The organism is Halobacillus sp. Cin3 (genome assembly GCF_947311855.1).
GTDB classification, from domain to species: Bacteria; Bacillota; Bacilli; order Bacillales; family Halobacillaceae; genus Halobacillus; species Halobacillus kuroshimensis.
Map to the genome: position 1 here is coordinate 1 of NZ_CAMZMV010000007.1, position 19,331 is coordinate 19,331.

Sequence of the window (19,331 nt, forward strand, 5' to 3'; positions counted from 1 at the left end):
TTAAATTTCTAGAGATAGAAATAACCCGAATAACGGGGCACTTTTTTATAAGTGTCCATTATTCGGGTTATAGTTCAGCCATCGACAAAACGGTGGATACGTCCTCTGAAGCCTTCAAGAAAGTAAAAAATAAAACATTTCCCCGCAAGGATAAGGAATAACCCCTGTCCCGCCGGCTTTCCGGCGGGTTATTTTTATTTTGTGAAATAGTGAACAAAAGGGTTGTATTCTCCTGCGATCCGTCTTATAATACAATCATAGTTAACATGTGAAACATTTCACATGAACGTTTAAGGAGGATCTATTCCATGAAAATTGCAGTAATTGGAAGTACCCACGCAGGAACCGCTGCGGTGACGAATATGGCGAACATGTATCCTGAAGCTCAGATTACCGTCTATGAACGAAACGATAACGTCTCCTTTCTATCCTGCGGACTCGCTCTCTATGTCGGCGGAGTCGTCGAAGACCCACAGGGACTCTTTTATTCTTCTCCGGAGGAGCTGCAGAAGCTCGGCGTTACCATCCGGATGCAGCACGACGTAAAAGACATTGATGCTGAAACGAAAACGATCTATGCCGAGAATCTTGTGACCGGTGAACAGCTCACCGATTCGTATGATAAATTAGTGATCACGACCGGTTCATGGCCGGTGACACCGCCGATTGAAGGCATCGATCTTGAGAACATCCTGCTTGCGAAAAACTACAACCAAGCGAATACCATCATTGAACGGGCGGAACACGCCGAAAAAGTGACCGTCGTCGGAGCTGGTTATATCGGTGTCGAGCTTGTCGAAGCCTTTGAGAAAGCTGGCAAAGAGGTGACATTGATTGATGGTGCCGACCGGATTTTGAACAAATATCTGGATGAGGCATTCACGTCCATCGTCGAAGAGGACTTCGAAAACCGCGGGATTACGTTAGCGATGAATGAAACTGTCCAACGGTTTGAAGGGAGCGGCGGCCAGGTCGGACGTGTGATCACGAACAGCGGAAGCTATGAGACCGATCTTGTCATCATGTGTGTCGGGTTCCGTCCGAATACCGATCTTGTCAGAGGAATCGTCGACACGCTCGATAACGGTGCGATCATCGTCAATGAATATATGCAGACGAGCCATCCTGATATTTTTGCAGCGGGAGACTGCTGTGCCGTGACGTACAACCCGACTGGAAAACACGCCTATATCCCGCTCGCAACGAACGCGGTCCGTATGGGAACACTCGCCGCCCGTAACATCATGGAGCCGGTCATGCCCCACGGAGGCACCCAGGGTACATCCGGGCTGCACATTTACGACTACAACATGGCATCCACGGGGCTGACAGAAACATCTGCTCAACTTTTAAATGTTCATGTGAAAAGTTTCACAATAGAAGAGACGCACCGCCCGGCGTTCATGCCTACAGCGGAAAATGTGAAGCTGAAAGTGACGATCGATCCGGAAACAAGGAAGATTCTCGGCGCACAGGTTCTGTCCAAAGCCGATGTGACGCAGTCCATCAATACGATGAGTGTCTGCATCCAGGCCGGCATGACGATCGACCAGCTCGCCTACGTCGATTTCTTCTTCCAGCCGCACTTCAACCAGCCGTGGAACTTCTTAAACAAGGCGGGACTTGAAGCTCAGCAGGATTACAACCGAACACCAGCCCTTGTCTAATAAACGAAAACCCCCGTGCCCATTCACGGGGTTTTTTCATTTTTTCTTACAGCCTTTCTGCCGGTTCGTCAACGTCCGGCGCAGATGATGACCGAGTTCATCCAGAGGGATATTGTCATTCATGTACGGATCGCGCTCATATAACTCCACAAATTCACGTTCTGCAGCTGACGTACGCTCACCTGACCGGAATGAAATGACATCTGCGATCAGAGCCCACCTCCAAGTGTGTTGTAGTCTCTGTATACCCGCAAACCTTCCATTCCCAACCAGTAAATCGGCTGGGTCAGCCTATCCGTTCGATATCATCCAGCACGTCGTAAATCTCCTGCTCTGTCACATCATAATGGGTCACAAACCTTACCACATAAGGTCCGAACGGGACAGCAAGAATGCCGCGTTCCTTCAGCTTTTCAACGAATGCTGCAGCCGTCATTCCGGTCGCTGTGACATCAACCAGGACGATATTCGTTTCGACCGGAGCGGCCTCATACCCCGGTAAACAGGACATTCCATCCGCAAGCAGCCGTGCTTTTTCATGATCGTCCGACAGCCGCTCCGTCATTTCCGTCAATGCAATATAGGCAGGCGCAGCGATCATCCCGACCTGCCGCAGACCACCTCCGAGCCGCTTCCGCCATTTTCTCGCCTGACGGATAAACGAGGACGAACCGGCAATGATCGACCCCACAGGTGCGCCCAAGCCTTTCGATAAACAGATCTGCACGGTATCCGTCCAATCAGCGTACGCTTTCACAGACTTCCCTGAGGCAGCTGCGGCATTGAACAGTCGTGCCCCGTCCAAATGAACCGGAATGCCGTGCTCCCGGGCCGTTTCGTAAACCCGGCGCATGTTTTCAAGCGGGACAACGGCTCCCCCTGCTTTGTTGTGCGTGTTTTCCAGACAGATCAAACCAGTTTCCGGAAAATGAATATCATCCGCACGGACCGCCGCTTCAATATCATCCGGGTTCATCGCTCCCCGGTGGCCGACGATCGTGCGGGGCTGAACGCCGGCAAGGGCGGACATGGCGGCCCCTTCGTAGAAGAAAACGTGCGAGTCGGCTTCAAGAATCACTTCATTCCCTGGTCTTGTATGGGTCAAAACGGCAATCTGGTTGCCTTGGGTACCACTTGTGACAAACAAGGCGTCTTCCTTTCCGAGTGTCGCAGCCGCTTCGGCTTCCAATTTTTTGACGGAGGGATCCTCTTCATACACATCATCCCCCACCTCCGCTTCATATGCGGCCCGGCGCATCGCTTCCGTTGGTTTGGTTACTGTATCGCTTCGTAAATCGATCATCGTCTCTCCCCTTTTTCTTCTATTGTATAGAAGTTTCTGACAAAAGGAAAAGACAGCCGTGTCAAAAAACAGCGGAAAATCGCTTCAAATCGCCGATTTTTCAATAAATGTCACTTGCTGTGAAACGCTTCCACGTGCGATACTCTTTTTTATGGTTATTCATTAGCGAAAGAAAGAAAGGAAACTCTACGTGGAACAGTTGACGCAGCTTTTTAAAGATATAAACAGTGTTCTCTGGGGGCCGGTTATGCTCATCTTCCTTCTAGGAACGGGAGTATGGCTCACCTTCCAGCTCCGCTTCATCCAGGTGCGCTTTCTTGGTAAAGGATTTAAAATTACCTTCGCACCGCTTTTCAAAAAGGAAAAACAGGAAGGCATCCATTCGTTCAAGGCGCTCGCCACATCGATTTCCGCGCAGGTCGGAACCGGAAACCTGGCCGGTGTCGCCACAGCGATCGCTGCCGGTGGACCTGGTGCGATTTTCTGGATGTGGATCAGCTCGTTCTTCGGCATGGCGACGATTTTTGCCGAAGCGGTCCTCGCCCAGCTCTATAAGGTAAAGAAAAATGGATCCGTCCACGGTGGTCCGGCGTATTACATCCGTGACGGCCTTGGCAGCAAATGGCTGGCCGGCTTTTTCGCTGTAGCCATTATCATTGCCCTCGGCTTTGTCGGAAACATGGTGCAGTCCAACGCGATCGCTACAGCGATGAATCAGGCGCTTGACTCCACTTCATTCGGTCTCAATCTCGGTCTTGGTATTGTTATTGCTATTTTGATTGGTCTTATTTTATTCGGCGGGATTGACCGGATCTCCACCTTTGCCGGAAATGTCGTCCCCGTCATGGCGCTGTTGTACATCGGCGGAAGCCTCGTCATTATGGTGGAGTACTGGGATCAGGTGCTGCCGACGCTGCAGCTGATCGTGCAGGCCGCGATCAGTCCGGAAGCCGCCGGCGGTGGTGTGCTCGGTGCCACGGTGAAAGAAGCGATCCGTTACGGTATTGCCCGTGGGTTGTTCTCGAACGAAGCCGGAATGGGTTCCACTCCGCACGCCCACGCGGTCGCTCAAGTGAAGCGTCCGTCCCACCAGGGGCTTGTCGCCATGGTCGGTGTTTTCATTGATACCGTGATCATCTGTACGATGACCGCTCTCGTCGTACTTGTAACCGGCGCCCATAAAACAGGCCTTGAGGGAAGTGCGATTACGCAGGAAGGGTTCGCCCGCGGACTCGGTGAATTCGGTATTCCGTTCATCGCGATCTGCCTCTTGTTCTTCGCCTTCACGACGATTCTCGGCTGGGCGTTCTTCGGTGAGGTGAACGTGAAGTTCCTGTTCGGCGAAAAAGCCGTACCGGCGTACCGCGCGTTCGTGCTGCTGTTTATCGTAACAGGAGCCGTCGTCCAAGTGGAATTCGTCTGGCAGATGGCCGATACGTTCAACGCACTGATGGTCGTTCCTAACTTGATCGCTGTCCTCGCCTTAACGAAAATCATTAAAAAGACGTGGAACAGCGACCGCCTTCAATCCTAGATAAAACCATCCCAAAAGATAATTGGGAAGGTCACGTGGAGTGTTCGCTGGTGACGGCTGCGGGAAAAGAACGAGTCGAAGATTCACTTGGGCAGGTGGTTTCCCTGCTCAAGTTAGCTGAGGCCGTGCCCGCGGCAAGCATCCACCGATAAGCGGAACGTGACAATCACAGCTCCACAAGAGGAGAAATACTTTTTTCTACAATCTGAAACGGCTGTCCTTAAAGGGACAGCCGTTTTTTTCATCTCCATTTTGTCGTTCCTTTGTAAAAATCGTTAAGAATGCAGGAATTCCCTTCCTTCGTTCCGTATAACTGGTAGAGTAGAGAGGAGTGAAAACCATGTCTTTATTTTCAATCATACTCATGCTTCATATTGCCGCAGGGTTTACCGCGCTCACCGTATTCTGGATCCCACTCGTCACGAAAAAAGGCGGCCGTGCGCACCGCAAAATCGGCTGGGTATACGTCTGGGCCATGTATACAGTCGCGGGCAGTGCGCTGTTCATGGGGTTGTACCGCCTGTTTATCGATCAGGAAAGAACAACAGCCGAACAGGCTTTTTCCTTTTTTCTTTTGTTTATCGCCGTCTTGAGTGCAGCGACAGCCTGGATGGGCATCCGTGTCCTCCGTTTCAAACGCCGGACAGACGCTCACCGCAACCCTTATGATTTGGGGATATCCGGTCTGCTCGTCATCATGTCCCTCGTCACAATGGTGGTCGGCTGGATGGATGATTTTGCCCTGCTGAAATTTTTCCCGATCCTGGGTCTCGTGCTCGGAAGTGGTCAGCTTTCTTATTGGCTCACCCCACCAAAAACAAAAATGCACTGGTATTTTGAGCATTACGGAAACTTGATCGGCTGCTCGATCGCCACCATTACAGCTTTTGTCGTTTTTGGTGCTCCGAGATTATTGAATATCTCAAGTGTAAGCATCTGGCTCTGGTTTCTGCCGGCGGCGGTCCTGACTCCTCTGATTTACAGCTTCAATTTCTACTACAGGAGGAAGTTCAATCTTCCAAGAGTTAAAAAATCAGCCTCTTAAACAGGTACTCACGAATGACGTTAGCATTAGACATTTTTTTCACAGAAACGATAAAGGGAACGTTTGAATTTCATACACATGTGGAAAACAGGCACTAACGAAAGCAGTTACCCACAACTGTCCACAGACTTATGCACAAACCTTGTTAATTTTCTGATATTCACAGGGTTCACTTAGATATAAACAGGTTATACACAGATTTTATCCACATATTCACACCCTCTTTGGCTATATGGTATCGGAATATACGTTCCCTACCATATATGACAGTTATCCAGAACTCTATACACAGGCTGTGGATAATCATATGTTGAATAAAAGAGAAGAATGTCGATTGCTGACCATCAAAAAAGAGTACCTTCACAACGAAGGTACTCTTTTTCATGATTTATTCCTGCGAACCGAGGGTAATCGTTGTTGTCTGCTGCTGTCCATCGCGGTAGTAGGTGATTTCCATCTCTTCGCCAGGATTCTTCTCATTGTACAAATACTTTCTGAGATCGATGATATCCTCAACTGGTTCGTCATCAAGGGCGGTAATGACATCGAGTGGCTCCAGCCCGGCTTTCGCGGCTGGTGACATCTGCCGGATGCTGCGGATGTACAGGCCGCCTTCCACATCCTCAGGAAGGTTCAACGTATTGCCCCATTCGGAGGTCGGTACTTCGTTCAGTCCGTAAGCTTCAATGCCGATATAAGGACGGTCGACCTGGCCCTTCTGCTCGAGCTCATCGATGATCGGTTTGGCTGAATCGATCGGAATGGCAAAACCGATCCCTTCTACAGAGGACTGGGCGATCTTCATCGAGTTGATTCCGATCAGCTGTCCTTCGATATTAATTAAAGCCCCTCCACTGTTTCCGGGGTTGATGGCGGCGTCAGTCTGGATAACTTCCGCCTGCCAGTCTTCCAGGCCGTCTCCGTTGAAATCCTGCGGAATGGCCCGTTCTTTTCCACTGATGATGCCCTGTGTGACGGATCCGGCGAAACTCAAGCCGAGCGGGTTCCCGATAGCAATGGCCGGTTCACCGACTTTCAAATCTTCAGAACTGCCAAGCTCGGACACCTGTTCCACTTGTTCGCCCGGCATCTTCAGAACAGCGAGGTCTGTGAATACATCGCCGCCGATCAATTCGGCTGTAATCCTTGTTTCATCAGCGAGCACGACTTCGATTTCACTGGCGCCTTCAATAACATGGTTGTTCGTTACCACATAAGCGGTCCCGTCTTCCTTTTTATAAATGACACCGGAACCGACGCCTGCCTGCTGGGAGGAATCCTCAGCGCCTTCCTGCCAGAAATTCTCCCTCGTCTGCAGATTGACGACGCCGACAACCGTCGGGGTGACCTGTTCGACGACATCGGTAATCTGTGTCGTTACATCGACCGAGACACTCTTCGTATCGCCGGTCAGACCCTGGTTGTCATCCACAAGGCCGCTTTCATCCTCCGGAATCGTCATATCGTATGGGAGCAGCTCGGTCTGGACGAGTGCCGGGAGAGCAAGCAGGACGAGCACAGCACCTAAGACCCCTCCGACGATGGTCGGCATGACCCAGCGCCTGCGGGTTCTTTTCTGCTGTGTCTGGGGTGAATGGTCATCGTAATAACCCACTCCGCTTCACCTTACCTTTCCTTCGTTCCTATGAACTTCAATAGGTATTGTTCCCTTATGTTTAACTAAATCAAACCTTTTAAACCTCAAAAATCGGTGTGGCTTCAGCGGGATCTGTATCATACAGCGCTACTTTCGTGCCCAGCTCGAAACCACGCTCCTCGAGAATGTTGGAGACTGACATCCGTGCTAAATCCTTCATGTTGTTATCCAGACTCAGGTGGGCCAGGTAGATCCGCTTCGTCTGATCGGTGATGATATCCGTCAAGGCAAGCGCGGCATCTTCGTTGGAAACGTGCCCGGAATCACCGAGGATCCGCCGTTTCACATTCCAAGGATACCGTCCCATCCGAAGCATGCTGACATCATGATTGGATTCAAACACATAGGCGTCCGCACCTTCCACTGTCTTTTTGATGCGCTCCGACACGTAGCCGAGGTCGGTGACCAGCGCCACCTTTTTCCCGTCCTGATGGAACGTATAAAACATCGGATCCGCCGCATCGTGGGATACCGCGAAGCTTTCTACATCGATGCCCCCGAACGTCTGCACTTCCTCCATTCCGAAAAGGAACTTCTGGTCCAGAGACAGCTTGCCGATCTGCCCTTCCATCGCCTGCCATGTCTTCTCGTTGGCATAAACAGGCAGGTTGTAGCGGCGCGCCATGATTCCGAGCCCCTTAATATGATCGCTGTGCTCGTGCGTGACGAGAATCCGTGACAGCGATGCGGGGTCGATGTCCACCTGCTCCATCAACCCTTCCATCTTTTTGCCGCTCAAGCCGGCGTCCACCAAAATCCGTTCGTCCCCTGATTCAATAAAAAACGCGTTCCCCGTACTGCCTGAAGCCAGTACACTAAAGCGTAAGGTCATGATGTAAGACACTCCATTTAATTGTTTTCACTTTCTTCGTTCTCCTCTGTTGTACTCTCTAATGGATTTTCCTGAAGATTGTACGTTTGTAACTCTTCTTCGATAAATTCCCCTTCTTCGACATCAATGACGCCGCCCGACAAAGCATAGACAAAGTGGCTGCGTTCTCCATTGACGGTCACTTTCCAGGCAGGAGCAAAGACCTGCTCCCCTTTTTCCTCACTCGGTTCAACAAAAATTTCCGTGTAATACCCGATGCTCATCGAGGTCACTTCGTCCCCGCTCTTCAGCATCCCCTGGTTACGGAGATTTCTCATTGCACTGAGGGGCGCAATAACCGCCCCGTCCTGTTCGGAATCAATGATCATTTCCCCTTCATTGAACGCAAGCATCGTTGCTACATACCCGGTGATCTCCCCGTCTTCAATCGAGACGAGCAGGGATCCGCTGTTATTGAAGTAGATCGTCCGGTCGTTGGCTTTCTGGAAAAACAGCGCCGCTCCTTTTTCTTCATTCCATCCCCAGAACGAATACTGGGAATAGAACGGCACGAGCGCCCGGACTTTTTCAATCAAATTATCCTTCGTGACAGGAACAGGCTCGTCCAGTTCGACTTTCAGTACACGGTTCTCATTCAGCACTTCGACGGTCTGGTTTTCTTCGTCCATATCTTCGATCTGTCCAAGAATTTCATCAGAGAACGTGCTGCCTGAGGACTTGATCGTCGACACTTCCCCCGGCTCCTGCGGGTTGGCGTCATCGGCGATCGTTATGCCATCTTCTTCAAGCTCGGTTTCAATATTTTCTTCAGCTGTTGAAATCTGTCCCAGAACATCCTGCGACTGTTTGGTAATAAACTGCTGCAAGAGGAAAAGGTCGAGAATCAAAAAGCTGAGGATGAACAATAATTTTATCTGGCCCCACTGCATTCGTTATCCCGCCTTCCTCTTAAGGTGCCGCGTCGCCATTCGGCATCGGCTCTTCCTTGAATAATGGTGCCCAGCTTTCGGATTCGGTCTCGATATACCATTCCGGTATCAAGTTATACGCCAGATTGTTCGTCTGCTCTTCCAACGTGTAGCGAATCCCGATATTTTTGATGCTGTTGAAGTCATACGTGTTGGAATTCTGGATTTGAGTAATCACGTCATCGACGGACTGCAGTTCAGCCATGGAATCTGTTTCATACGGAGTCCGTACGAACTTGATCAGCGGCCGGTCGTAGCTTTGGATGTCACTATCCTCATACGTCATGGATATCTGCGCAAACCCCTCTGTGGCCTCGTCTTCCATGACCGGGAATTCATTGAAATACATCCGGTATTTCAGTTCATCCAGCCCGGTGGATAAGGATTCGATCCTGAATTCGTTTGTCCAGCCAAGATGACTGTTGATGTCCTGCACACTTTTTGTCAGCAGGTCGTATTCGGTCATCCCGGATTCATTGATACTTTTCGTTGTTAAAAATAGAAACTCCATCAGCCGGTCATCCTTTTTCTGATCCAGCCTCCGGTCATTCGTTTTCGTCCGTTTGATCCCTTCTCCCGCCTCATAGAAGATGGTGCTGGATGGCGACGGGAACAAATCATTCTGCAGCGGTGTGACCGGCACAGCCGTCGTCTGCAGGACGACCTGAGGCACAGAAATATCATCTTTAGGCAGATAGATATGGTTGGCGCCGATATTCGCCGCATCGACGGCCGGCATTTCATCGGCAAGACGGACAATTTCCGTCAGGTCATTCCGATCTTCGAATGCCTTCAGTGCTCTGTCTCCCGCACTCGCATTGACACTTGCCTTCAAGGTGACTTCATCCCCCTGGCTGCCGGCCTGGACGAACCAAAGCTCATAAGTAGAGGAAGAGCGCTCCTCATTTTGGACAAGGAATACCCGTTCAAAGTTCTTATTGAAATTATCAAGAATGACATTATTGTTGACGGTAAACAGGTCTTTGATCACTTTTAACGGCAGAGAGGTCGGAAAAATGACTTCCACGCCTTTTTCGATCGTATTCAGATCGATTTCACCAGGTGTGGTATCAAAATTGGATAACGACCATTTCTTGAATTGGTCATTAAAGCTCGTCTTTCCATTCGGTTCAGGAAATGTGAAATGTCCGTCATTTTCATGATAGACGACCAGTTCAGGAATCAATAAATCAGAAAGATCCTCTTCGGTACCGAGACCTTCCAGCTTGTTGTCGGCTGTGCTTCCACCCTCTTCCAACGTTTCCGAAGCCGGCTGGTAACTCCAGAGGGCGACGGTCAACACGAGACTGAAGGCAATCAGAATAACGAGAATGATTGATTTCAACGTTTCTCTATTCATGATTTATCCCTCCGCTTCTGACTCATGAGCGGGAGAGTAAAGTAAACGGTTGTTCCTTTCCCTTCACGGCTTTCCGCCCATATTTTCCCGTGGTGGGCATCAATTATTTCCCGGGCAATCGCAAGACCAAGACCAGTACCGCCCATTTCCCGGGCCCTTGATTTATCTACACGGTAAAAGCGGTCAAAGATTTTATCGACCGTATCCGGCGGCATTCCGATGCCTTCATCAGTAATGCTGACACGCAGCTGTTTCCGCGTTGAGGAGGCTTCAAAGGTAATCCGCCCGCCTTCCGGGGAATATTTGATGGCGTTGGAAATTACATTATCCAGCACCTGGGTGATTTTATCCTTATCAATCCATACATGCATCTTTTTCTTCGTCAGGCTGCGGACGAAGTTCACTTTATCATCCTTGTTCATTTCAAAGCGCTCAATAATGCTTTCATAAAAGCTGACGAATTCCACCCGTTCCTTCATAAGGGTCGTTTCTTTATGATCCATTTTCGTAAGCTGGAGCAGATCGTTGACGAGCCGGATCATCCGGTCCGTTTCATTCTGGGTGACATCAAGGAAGCGCGGGGCGATCTCCGGATCCTGCCATGCTCCGTCGTTCAGCGCTTCGATGTAGCTGCGCATCGTCGTCAATGGCGTGCGGAGTTCATGGGAAACATTGGAAACGAATTCGCGGCGCTCCTGCTCGACGCGCTGCTGCTCGGTTACATCACTGATTACCGTGATGAAGCCGTCCATTTCATTGTTTTCATCCTCCACCACTGAGAAGTTCGCTTTCAATAACAGGTGGTCGTCGTCGTTACTCAAATCGATAATCATCGAGTTGGTTTCTTCGACTTCCTCCATTTCTTCAATCTGGTCGCTCAAATCGAGCACATCGATGAGCGACTGCCCCTGGATATCCTCAAAGCGCTGGCCGATCAACTTGGAAGCCGGCGCGTTCATTAAAATAATGGCGCCCAGCCGGTCCGTGGCAATTACGCCGTCCGACATGTTGGAAAGCACAGAACTCAGCTTTCTCCGCTCTCCTTCGGTTGTCGCCTGAGCCAGCTTCAATTTATCATTCATATCGTTGAACGCATGCCCCAGTTCACCGATTTCATCATTTCCCCGGACATTGACCTTCTGGGAAAAGTCACCGGTCGCCATTATCTGGGCCTGACGCTTCATTTCCGTCAGCGGCTTCGTAATGGTCCGGGCCACCAAAATCCCGAGCAGAGCCGTTACGACGATGGCTAAGACCGTCCCTTTGGCAAAAATACTGCTGATCTCCTGCATCTGTGTCGAGATTTCATCCCCGTAGATTTCATAATGGAGAAGACCGAGGACTTCCTCGCCCGTTTCATCGGTAATCGGACGCGTGCCTACATACACGCGGTCATTGCTGCCCTCTTCGCGCTTGAACTTCGGTTCGGTCGCCTCACCGATAACCAGCACGTTGGTCAGCTGGTAATCCGTGACCTTTTTTCCGATATCCGATGAATCATCCCGGTTGCCGACCGAGGCAATGATATTGGAGTTGCTGTTCAAAATCTGCAGTTTACGGGGATTGATGCTCTGCGTTTCTTCTATAAAGTCACTGATCAGCCCCTGCACTTCATCCTCCAGTGTCGGGCTGTCTTCGTCCCGTTCGGCGTTAAACGCATTCTGCAGGCTGAAAGTCAGGGAATTCAGCTGGTTATCGATGGAACTGGTGAAATTGCTTGTCAGCTGATTATCAAGCTGACTAACAAAATAGGCCCCAATCACTTGGATGCCTAATAATAAAAGCAGTATATAAACAACAATCAGCTTCAGCCGGACCGACTGAAAGAAACCCACTTTCTTCATAAAGTCAGTCCTGCTCTGGATTTCTCAAATAGTAGCCGACCCCGCGTCGTGTCACGATCCACATCGGGTTACTCGGGTTCTCCTCAATTTTTTCACGGAGACGGCGGACGGTCACATCAACGGTACGGACATCACCGTAGTAATCATAGCCCCATACGGTTTCAAGCAGGTGTTCACGCGTCATCACCTGTCCGATATGGCGGGCTAAGTAGTGAAGCAGCTCGAATTCACGGTGGGTAAGCTCGATATATGTCCCATCACGCGTCACCGTATAAGCATCCGGATGGATCGCCAGGCGGCCGATTTCAATGTCCTTCGTCTGCTGGGAGGAATCCTCCGGCTCCTGCTGCTGGCGGCGCAGGTTCGCTTTGACACGGGCAATCAGTTCGCGGTTGCTGAACGGTTTCGTTACATAATCGTCCGCACCCATTTCCAGTCCGAGCACTTTATCAATTTCAGCGTCTTTAGCCGTCAGCATGATGATCGGCATATTGTGGCGCTTACGCACTTCCCGGCACACTTCATTGCCATCTTTATTCGGAAGCATGATATCAAGCAGAATCAGTTCCGGCTCTTCCTCATCCGCTTTAGCGATCGCTTCGTCCCCATCATAGGCACACACGACTTCATAGCCTTCCTTTTCAAGGTTGAACTTCAATATATCAGCAATTGGTTTTTCATCGTCTACAACTAAGATCTTTTGAGCCATCTTGTCTCATCCCTTTCATCGACTTCTGTTCTTTCCCTCATTTTAACTTATTTCCTGCCAAATGTCTTATTTCATCTGAAGACACGACAGGAAATCATCCGTTCATCCTATCTATAGGCCTCCATGATTAGTCATTCCCATGAAAAAAGCCGCTATGACTCTGCATAGCGGCTTTTCATTATTGAGATACGTGGGAAAGCGGGTTTTCCAGGCCGCCATCCTTATGCACTTCAAAGTGGAGATGGACACCAGTGGAATGACCGGTCGTTCCCATATCACCGATTTTTTCACCCTGCTGAACCGTGTCCCCCACCTGGACATCGATGGAAGACAGGTGGGCATACAATGTCTCATAGCCGTTGCCGTGATCAATGACGACTTTGTTACCAAAGCTCTCCTGGTAACCGGCTTCGGTCACTTTCCCGTGATCGGCGGCTTTTATGGTCAGGTCGGAAACGCCGGCGATATCGATCCCTTTGTGATAACGCCCCCAGCGTTCTCCCTGTTTACTCGTAATGACTCCTCCGACTGCCGGCCACACAAAGTTCCCGGATCCGGTGGATGGCGACGGCTTCGTGCCTTTCAACACGACTTGTGTGACAGGATCCTCGACGACTTCCTCTTCAAGGACTTCCTCCTCTGTGGTCTCGCCGTTTTCCGTCACCGTCTGAATCAAGGTTTCCTTCTTCCCATCCTGTCCTTCTTGATGGATTTCCGTTTCACCTTCATACAGCGCATCCGTATTACGGACTTCGACTTTGTGGGCAATCATTTCTGCTTCCCGTTCCTGTTCGGTTACGATCACATCGACCAGCGGTTCGCCGCTGCTCAGCGACACCTGCTCTGACATGTTACCGGTTTGAATGCGGTCCACCGTCTCCTCTACAGTATTGATGGACGAAGGGGCCGCTTGAACAGGGGCATAGTCGATCACACCATTGACGTAGACGTTTTCAAGTTCCGTTTCGCCGGCAGACACGTCCTCTTCCTCAGAGCCGCCCTCGTCATTGACGTATTCCGCTTTTAACGTCTCCATCACTTCCTCTACATCTCCGGCCTCCGGAAGGTAAGCGATGGACTGCCCATTCACTTGGACTTGAACCGCTTCCACCGCGTACGACACGTCCAGCTCCAAGCGTTCAAGCACCTGTCCCTCGTCTGCTTCAACAGAAAAGACGCGCTCCGGCTTGAATGTAATATCTTCAGCCACCGTCAAGTTCCAATCTTCATGCTGCTCTTCCTTCTGTTTCACTAATGCTTCCAGTTCATCCTGAACGACAGCTTTCTCTGTCACGGTACCGATCTCCCGGCCATCCATCTGGACGTGATAAACGGTCTGCATGGACTGCTCTGCATAAACCGTTCCGACTCCGAGTACACCAATTCCAAGCACCGTGATGACAACCTTCTTCCACATGTTTCCTTCCCCCTGGATTTTTATGTGTATCTATCTATAAAAAATTGTAAAATTCACCTTCATTAATCTATCATAGCCAAACTTTTAATAAAATAGATTTTAAAACTTGTAAAAAAGATATAATTTTCCTGGCAATTTTACGAAATAGATAATAATCTTATATATATTGATATAAATTAGCATCAAAATGAGGATGTGGAAACACGGATAATATTTTCCTGTAAATGAACACAAAAAAAGCCTGTAGAGGAACACTAAGTTCCTCTACAGGCTTTTTAAAGAAGTGGCTCGGGACGGAATCGAACCGCCGACACACGGATTTTCAGTCCGTTGCTCTACCGACTGAGCTACCGAGCCATAGTAAGATGAATTTTTCAAAATGGATGAAACTCCTGCAATTACCGAGCTTTCGACTTCTTCTTTCCATTACAGAATCACATTACGTGTGAATTCGACCACACAGAATGATATAATGAAAATGGCGGTCCGGACGGGACTCGAACCCGCGACCTCCTGCGTGACAGGCAGGCATTCTAACCAACTGAACTACCGGACCAATACGGCTCGTTCACCGCAACGATATCTATCGTACCACACGGTCAAAGGGGAAGCAATAGTAAATTTCATAGAATGTAAGAATTCCTTCAGTCCTTTGTCTGAACAGCTGCCATAATACATAGAAAGGAGGATCTCGTTGACGAGGATATGGTTCCGCTATCTGGTTTACGCCCTTATCTTTTTATTGGTATCGTCCATTGCCTTTCTGAAGCTGAATCCGCCGCTTGAGCACGGATCGATTGGATCGACGGAGGACAAACAGTCGGTCATTGTCGCTTTAGGAAACAAAAGCATGCTGGGAAGTATCCACATTACGGATGTTTCCATTAATGATGATGAAGCCCCTTCCCACGTGAATGTTCAGATCAGCGACACAGAACAAGGTTTCACCCTTACGGATACACATGCGCTCCTCGGTGAGAGCCAACGCACACAGGATTTCACCACATTCTCACTAGGACCCGACACATCTCCCCTTGCTGCTAAAACCGTTGCCGCTGCCACTGATCCAGCCCCTGCCACCATATATGGCCTGAGTATTGCCGAAAAAACAACCATCAGCAAAATTAAAGTGACATACCGGTACTTCGGGTTGATCTTTTCAAAAACGATTCACGTATAGGAAGGAACCGGACCTCAGCGAAGGCCCGGTTTTTCTTTTGCTTCCATTTCATCCAAAAGCTGCTGCGGATCGGAAGAGGCTACCATCAAGTCCTGGTGCTCCTCTTTCACAAATCCGGCCTGGACACTGTGTTCCACGAGCTTCATCACAGGGGTATAGTACCCTTCAATGTTGAATAGGGCGACAGGCTTCTGATGAATGCCGATTTGTGCCCAGCTGACGGTTTCAAACAATTCCTCAAGCGTGCCGAAGCCGCCGGGGAGAGCGATGAATCCATCGGCCAGTTCACTCATTTTCGCTTTTCGCTCATGGAGGGTGTCCACTTCAATCATTTTCGTAATATCCGGGTGGGGGACTTCTTTGTCAAAAAGATGTGTCGGCATGACGCCTGTAACGGACCCGCCATGTGCAAGGACTTCATCAGCCACAGTGCCCATCAGTCCGCTCCGGGCTCCTCCGTAGACGAGTTCAATCCCACGGGAAGCGAGGGCCTGTCCGAGAATTTTCGTCTGTTCAGCGAAAACCGGGCTGCTTCCGGCACTTGATCCGGCAAAAATACAAATGCGTTTCACATGAAACACTCCTTTCCTTTATCGTTATCCTATACAAAAACACCTGACTGATAACAGCCAGGTGCTCGTTGATTATTCGCTGTACACACTGCGGACGACGTTCGTTTGGGAACGGTCAGGACCGACAGAGAAGACAGAAAGCGGAATTCCTGTCAGCTGTGACACACGCTCGATGTAATGGCGTGCATTAGCCGGCAGTTCGCTCAGGTTTTTCACACCCGTGATGTCTTCCGTCCAGCCCGGCATTTCTTCATAGACCGGTTCACATTCAGCGAGAACTTTCAAGCTGGCCGGGAACTCCTCGATGATTTCACCTTTGTACTTATATGCCGTACAAATCTTCAGCGTTTCAATGCCTGTCAGCACATCAATCGAATTCAGGGAAAGATCCGTGATTCCGCTCACACGGCGGGCGTGGCGGACAACAACACTGTCGAACCAGCCGACACGGCGCGGACGTCCTGTTGTCGTTCCGTATTCACGGCCGACTTCGCGGATTTGGTCGCCGGTTTCGTTTTCAAGCTCCGTCGGGAATGGACCATCGCCGACACGTGTCGTATAGGCTTTGGATACACCAACAACGTGCTTGATTTTAGATGGACCGACACCGGAACCGATCGTAACTCCACCGGCAATCGGGTTGGAGGATGTGACGAACGGGTAAGTTCCCTGGTCGATATCGAGCATAACACCCTGGGCGCCTTCGAAAAGTACGCGGCGGCCGTCATCAAGGTTGTCATTCAGGACGACAGACGTATCGCATACATAAGAAGCGATCTTCTGACCATACTCGTAGTATTCATCAAGAATTTCATCCACGGTGAACGGTTCTGTTTCATACACTTTTTCGAACAGACGGTTCTTCTCGGCAAGGTTCTGTTCCAGTTTCTCACGGAAGCTCTCCTTGTCCATGAGATCTGCTATGCGGATTCCTGTACGGGCCGCTTTGTCCATATAAGCCGGTCCAATTCCTTTCTTGGTCGTTCCGATCTTATTGGCGCCCTTTTCTTCCTCCTGAAGCGCATCCAGCTTCAAGTGGTAAGGAAGAATGACGTGCGCACGGTTGCTGATCCGCAGGTTGTCTGTGGAAACACCTTTATCATGAAGGTATTTCAATTCCTCAAGAAGCGCTTTCGGATCAATGACCATGCCATTTCCGAGTACGCAGATTTTATCATCAAAGAAAATCCCTGATGGAATCAGGTGAAGTTTATAAGTTATTCCGTCAAATTTAATTGTGTGTCCCGCATTGTTACCACCTTGGTAACGCGCAACCACTTCGGCATTTTGTGAAAGAAAATCGGTAATTTTGCCTTTACCTTCGTCCCCCCACTGGGTTCCGACTACAACTACTGAAGACATAAGGCACCTCCGCAATGAATTTGATTATTGGTTTGAATTTCCTTCGTCAGTTTACCAATTCCCGACGTGAAAGTCAACGCTGAATCCGAACATTAATTTCAGTGAAATATTTCAATGTTCGATAATAGCCTATATATCAGGCTTTTCTAACAACTTATTAAAACTTATTATCCATTGATTTTAATTATAAAATTACTTATAATCACTTACAAGAGGATAGATATGGAAGGGGTTCTCCCATGTATCAGGAAGAAAGACTGATCGGCGTCATCGAATACTTAAAAAACAACCGCCGCATCACGATTGATCAAATGTGTGAGATGTTCGACATTTCACGAGATACCGCAAGACGTGACCTGGTGAAGCTGGAAGAGCGCAAAGCCATCGTACGGACGCGGGGCGGGGCCATCCTGCCGAAAACCCATGCGGCTATTCAGGATTATACCCATCGTTTGAAGGCTGTATCCTATGAAAAACAGGAAATCGGCAGAAAAGCAGCTTCGCTGATCCATTCAGGGGATCATATCATTTTAGACACATCCACGACCGTACAGGCCTGCGCCAGTCAGATCTCACCGATGGAGATCAAAGTGATTACTAATTCGATTCACCAGGCGGATATTCTCTCCAATGTCGGTCTCGTCTCCATCCAGCTCCTCGGAGGCTACCTGCAGAAGGAGCACCAGTTTCTTTACGGCGCCTCTGTCATTGAACGCCTGAAAAGCTACCATGTCGATAAAGCCTTCATCGGCGTAGTCGGCATCTCTGAACACGGACTGACCCTCGGGCATGAAGAGGACGGGATGGTGAAGAAAAATATGATCAAGCAGGCCGAGGAAGTGATCGTCCTTGCTGATCATACGAAATTCGGAATGACGGAATTCTTCACGTTTGCAGGACTGGAGGATATCGACATGATCATTACCGATCAGGCACCGGAGGAACCCTTCCAGCATCTATTGAAGGAATGCGGAGTAGAATTGATTGTTACAGAAGAGGAGGAGAAGGATTTATGGACTTGATTGCCATTGATCTCGACGGAACGCTTTTGAACAAGGAAAATTCAATCAGTGACGGAAATGCAGAAGCACTTAAGAACGCAAGGGAAAACGGCGTGGAAATCGTTATTGCCACAGGTCGGGCCTATTTCGACGTCCAGAATATTTTTTCCAGTCTCCCCCTCCAGCCATGGGTCATCAGTGCAAACGGCGCCGTCATCCATACACCGGACGGCACCCTGTTTGAAGAAAAAGCACTGGATCGGGAAGATGCCGGGGAAGCCTTGGAATGGCTGGAGCAGGAGGATTATTATTATGAGGTATTCAGCGGATCATCGATTTACACGCCGCAGAATGGACGGGAACTTCTTCATGTGGAGATGGACCGCCTCCTCAGCGCCAACCCGGAAACCGATCAGCAGAGCTTGAGGCATGCACTGGATAAGCAGTTCAGTCAAAACGGCTTCGCTTTTGTCGAATCCTATGAGGAGATCGTCGAGTCCAAGGACCCGATGTACAACATCCTCGCTTTCACGTTCGATCTGGATAAACTCGAAAAAGGCAGAGAGAAGTTCCGTGACCATCCATCGTTCACGATGGTGAGCTCTGCGGAGCATAACTTTGAGCTTGAGGACCACACCGCCTCCAAAGGCAGTGCCCTGAAGTCGGTAGCAGAGCACCTCAAGATTCCGATGCACCGGACAGCGGCCGTCGGAGACAGTCATAACGACCTTTCCATGCTGAAGGCCGCCGGAAGAAGCGCAGCCATGGAAAACGCGGTCCGTGATGTGAAAGAAGCAAGCGATTACATCACGAAATCCAACGATGAGGATGGCGCAGCCTACGCCATCACCCACTACTTTTCTTAAGATCACCCACGACC

Annotated in this window: 16 protein-coding genes and 2 tRNA genes; 6 read left to right on the top strand and 12 right to left on the bottom strand. The window is 49.7% G+C overall.

Features of this window, described 5'->3' with window-relative positions:
* Positions 1-308 precede the first annotated feature (308 nt).
* Positions 309-1,667, top strand: a complete 1,359-nt coding sequence (locus tag QMA39_RS17270) for an FAD-dependent oxidoreductase (protein WP_281659417.1) — start codon at positions 309-311, stop codon at positions 1,665-1,667.
* 286 nt (positions 1,668-1,953) lie between these two features.
* Here the strand turns inward: QMA39_RS17270 and QMA39_RS17275 are convergent, their stop codons facing one another.
* Positions 1,954-2,970 (bottom strand): GntG family PLP-dependent aldolase, encoded by a 1,017-nt coding sequence (locus QMA39_RS17275; protein ID WP_281659418.1) that lies wholly within the window; start codon positions 2,968-2,970, stop codon positions 1,954-1,956.
* A gap of 190 nt (positions 2,971-3,160) precedes the next feature.
* Between QMA39_RS17275 and QMA39_RS17280 the strand changes: the two genes are divergently transcribed.
* The gene (locus QMA39_RS17280; protein ID WP_027955917.1) at positions 3,161-4,504 is read left to right on the top strand and encodes a sodium:alanine symporter family protein; all 1,344 of its coding nucleotides are present in this window, start codon (positions 3,161-3,163) and stop codon (positions 4,502-4,504) included.
* 340 nt (positions 4,505-4,844) lie between these two features.
* Positions 4,845-5,549: a DUF2306 domain-containing protein gene (locus QMA39_RS17285; protein ID WP_281659419.1), complete on the top strand. Its 705-nt coding sequence runs from the start codon at positions 4,845-4,847 to the stop codon at positions 5,547-5,549.
* Between the two features lie 388 nt (positions 5,550-5,937).
* Here the strand turns inward: QMA39_RS17285 and QMA39_RS17290 are convergent, their stop codons facing one another.
* The 9 genes from QMA39_RS17290 to QMA39_RS17330 all read right to left on the bottom strand — a co-directional run bounded on the left by QMA39_RS17290 (position 5,938) and on the right by QMA39_RS17330 (position 14,892).
* A complete protein-coding gene (locus QMA39_RS17290; RefSeq protein WP_027955914.1) occupies positions 5,938-7,164 on the bottom strand; it encodes a trypsin-like peptidase domain-containing protein in 1,227 nt (408 codons plus the stop codon).
* A gap of 79 nt (positions 7,165-7,243) precedes the next feature.
* Positions 7,244-8,038 (bottom strand): MBL fold metallo-hydrolase, encoded by a 795-nt coding sequence (locus QMA39_RS17295; RefSeq protein ID WP_027955913.1) that lies wholly within the window; start codon positions 8,036-8,038, stop codon positions 7,244-7,246.
* Between the two features lie 17 nt (positions 8,039-8,055).
* Positions 8,056-8,967, bottom strand: coding sequence for a two-component system regulatory protein YycI (yycI, locus tag QMA39_RS17300; RefSeq protein ID WP_027955912.1), 912 nt, complete (start codon positions 8,965-8,967; stop codon positions 8,056-8,058).
* Positions 8,968-8,986: 19 nt separating this feature from the next.
* On the bottom strand, positions 8,987-10,366 hold the full coding sequence (gene yycH / locus QMA39_RS17305) for a two-component system activity regulator YycH (RefSeq protein WP_281659420.1): 1,380 nt from the start codon (positions 10,364-10,366) through the stop codon (positions 8,987-8,989).
* On the bottom strand, positions 10,363-12,210 hold the full coding sequence (walK, locus tag QMA39_RS17310) for a cell wall metabolism sensor histidine kinase WalK (RefSeq protein WP_027955910.1): 1,848 nt from the start codon (positions 12,208-12,210) through the stop codon (positions 10,363-10,365). Before walK ends, yycH begins: the two co-directional genes overlap by 4 nt.
* A gap of 4 nt (positions 12,211-12,214) precedes the next feature.
* On the bottom strand, positions 12,215-12,919 hold the full coding sequence (yycF, locus tag QMA39_RS17315) for a response regulator YycF (protein ID WP_027955909.1): 705 nt from the start codon (positions 12,917-12,919) through the stop codon (positions 12,215-12,217).
* Positions 12,920-13,097: 178 nt separating this feature from the next.
* Entirely contained in the window at positions 13,098-14,336 is a 1,239-nt protein-coding gene (locus QMA39_RS17320; protein WP_281659421.1) for a peptidoglycan DD-metalloendopeptidase family protein, read from the bottom strand.
* Positions 14,337-14,620: 284 nt separating this feature from the next.
* A tRNA-Phe gene (locus tag QMA39_RS17325) sits at positions 14,621-14,693 on the bottom strand.
* A 122-nt stretch (positions 14,694-14,815) separates the two neighbouring features.
* Positions 14,816-14,892, bottom strand: a tRNA-Asp gene (locus QMA39_RS17330).
* A gap of 138 nt (positions 14,893-15,030) precedes the next feature.
* Here QMA39_RS17330 and QMA39_RS17335 point away from each other — a divergent pair.
* The gene (locus tag QMA39_RS17335) at positions 15,031-15,516 is read left to right on the top strand and encodes a hypothetical protein (protein ID WP_281659422.1); all 486 of its coding nucleotides are present in this window, start codon (positions 15,031-15,033) and stop codon (positions 15,514-15,516) included.
* A gap of 14 nt (positions 15,517-15,530) precedes the next feature.
* Here QMA39_RS17335 and QMA39_RS17340 read toward each other — a convergent pair whose 3' ends face one another.
* The gene (locus tag QMA39_RS17340) at positions 15,531-16,088 is read right to left on the bottom strand and encodes a TIGR00730 family Rossman fold protein (RefSeq protein WP_281659423.1); all 558 of its coding nucleotides are present in this window, start codon (positions 16,086-16,088) and stop codon (positions 15,531-15,533) included.
* Between the two features lie 72 nt (positions 16,089-16,160).
* Positions 16,161-17,450 carry an adenylosuccinate synthase gene (locus QMA39_RS17345; RefSeq protein WP_027955905.1) on the bottom strand — a complete coding sequence of 430 codons (1,290 nt, stop codon included), beginning with the start codon at positions 17,448-17,450 and terminating at the stop codon, positions 16,161-16,163.
* Between the two features lie 239 nt (positions 17,451-17,689).
* Here QMA39_RS17345 and QMA39_RS17350 point away from each other — a divergent pair, with 239 nt between their 5' ends.
* Positions 17,690-18,472 carry a DeoR/GlpR family DNA-binding transcription regulator gene (locus tag QMA39_RS17350; RefSeq protein ID WP_027955904.1) on the top strand — a complete coding sequence of 261 codons (783 nt, stop codon included), beginning with the start codon at positions 17,690-17,692 and terminating at the stop codon, positions 18,470-18,472.
* The gene (locus tag QMA39_RS17355; protein ID WP_281659424.1) at positions 18,463-19,317 is read left to right on the top strand and encodes an HAD family hydrolase; all 855 of its coding nucleotides are present in this window, start codon (positions 18,463-18,465) and stop codon (positions 19,315-19,317) included. The genes QMA39_RS17350 and QMA39_RS17355 overlap by 10 nt, the downstream gene beginning before the upstream one ends.
* The last annotated feature ends 14 nt before the right edge of the window (positions 19,318-19,331 follow it).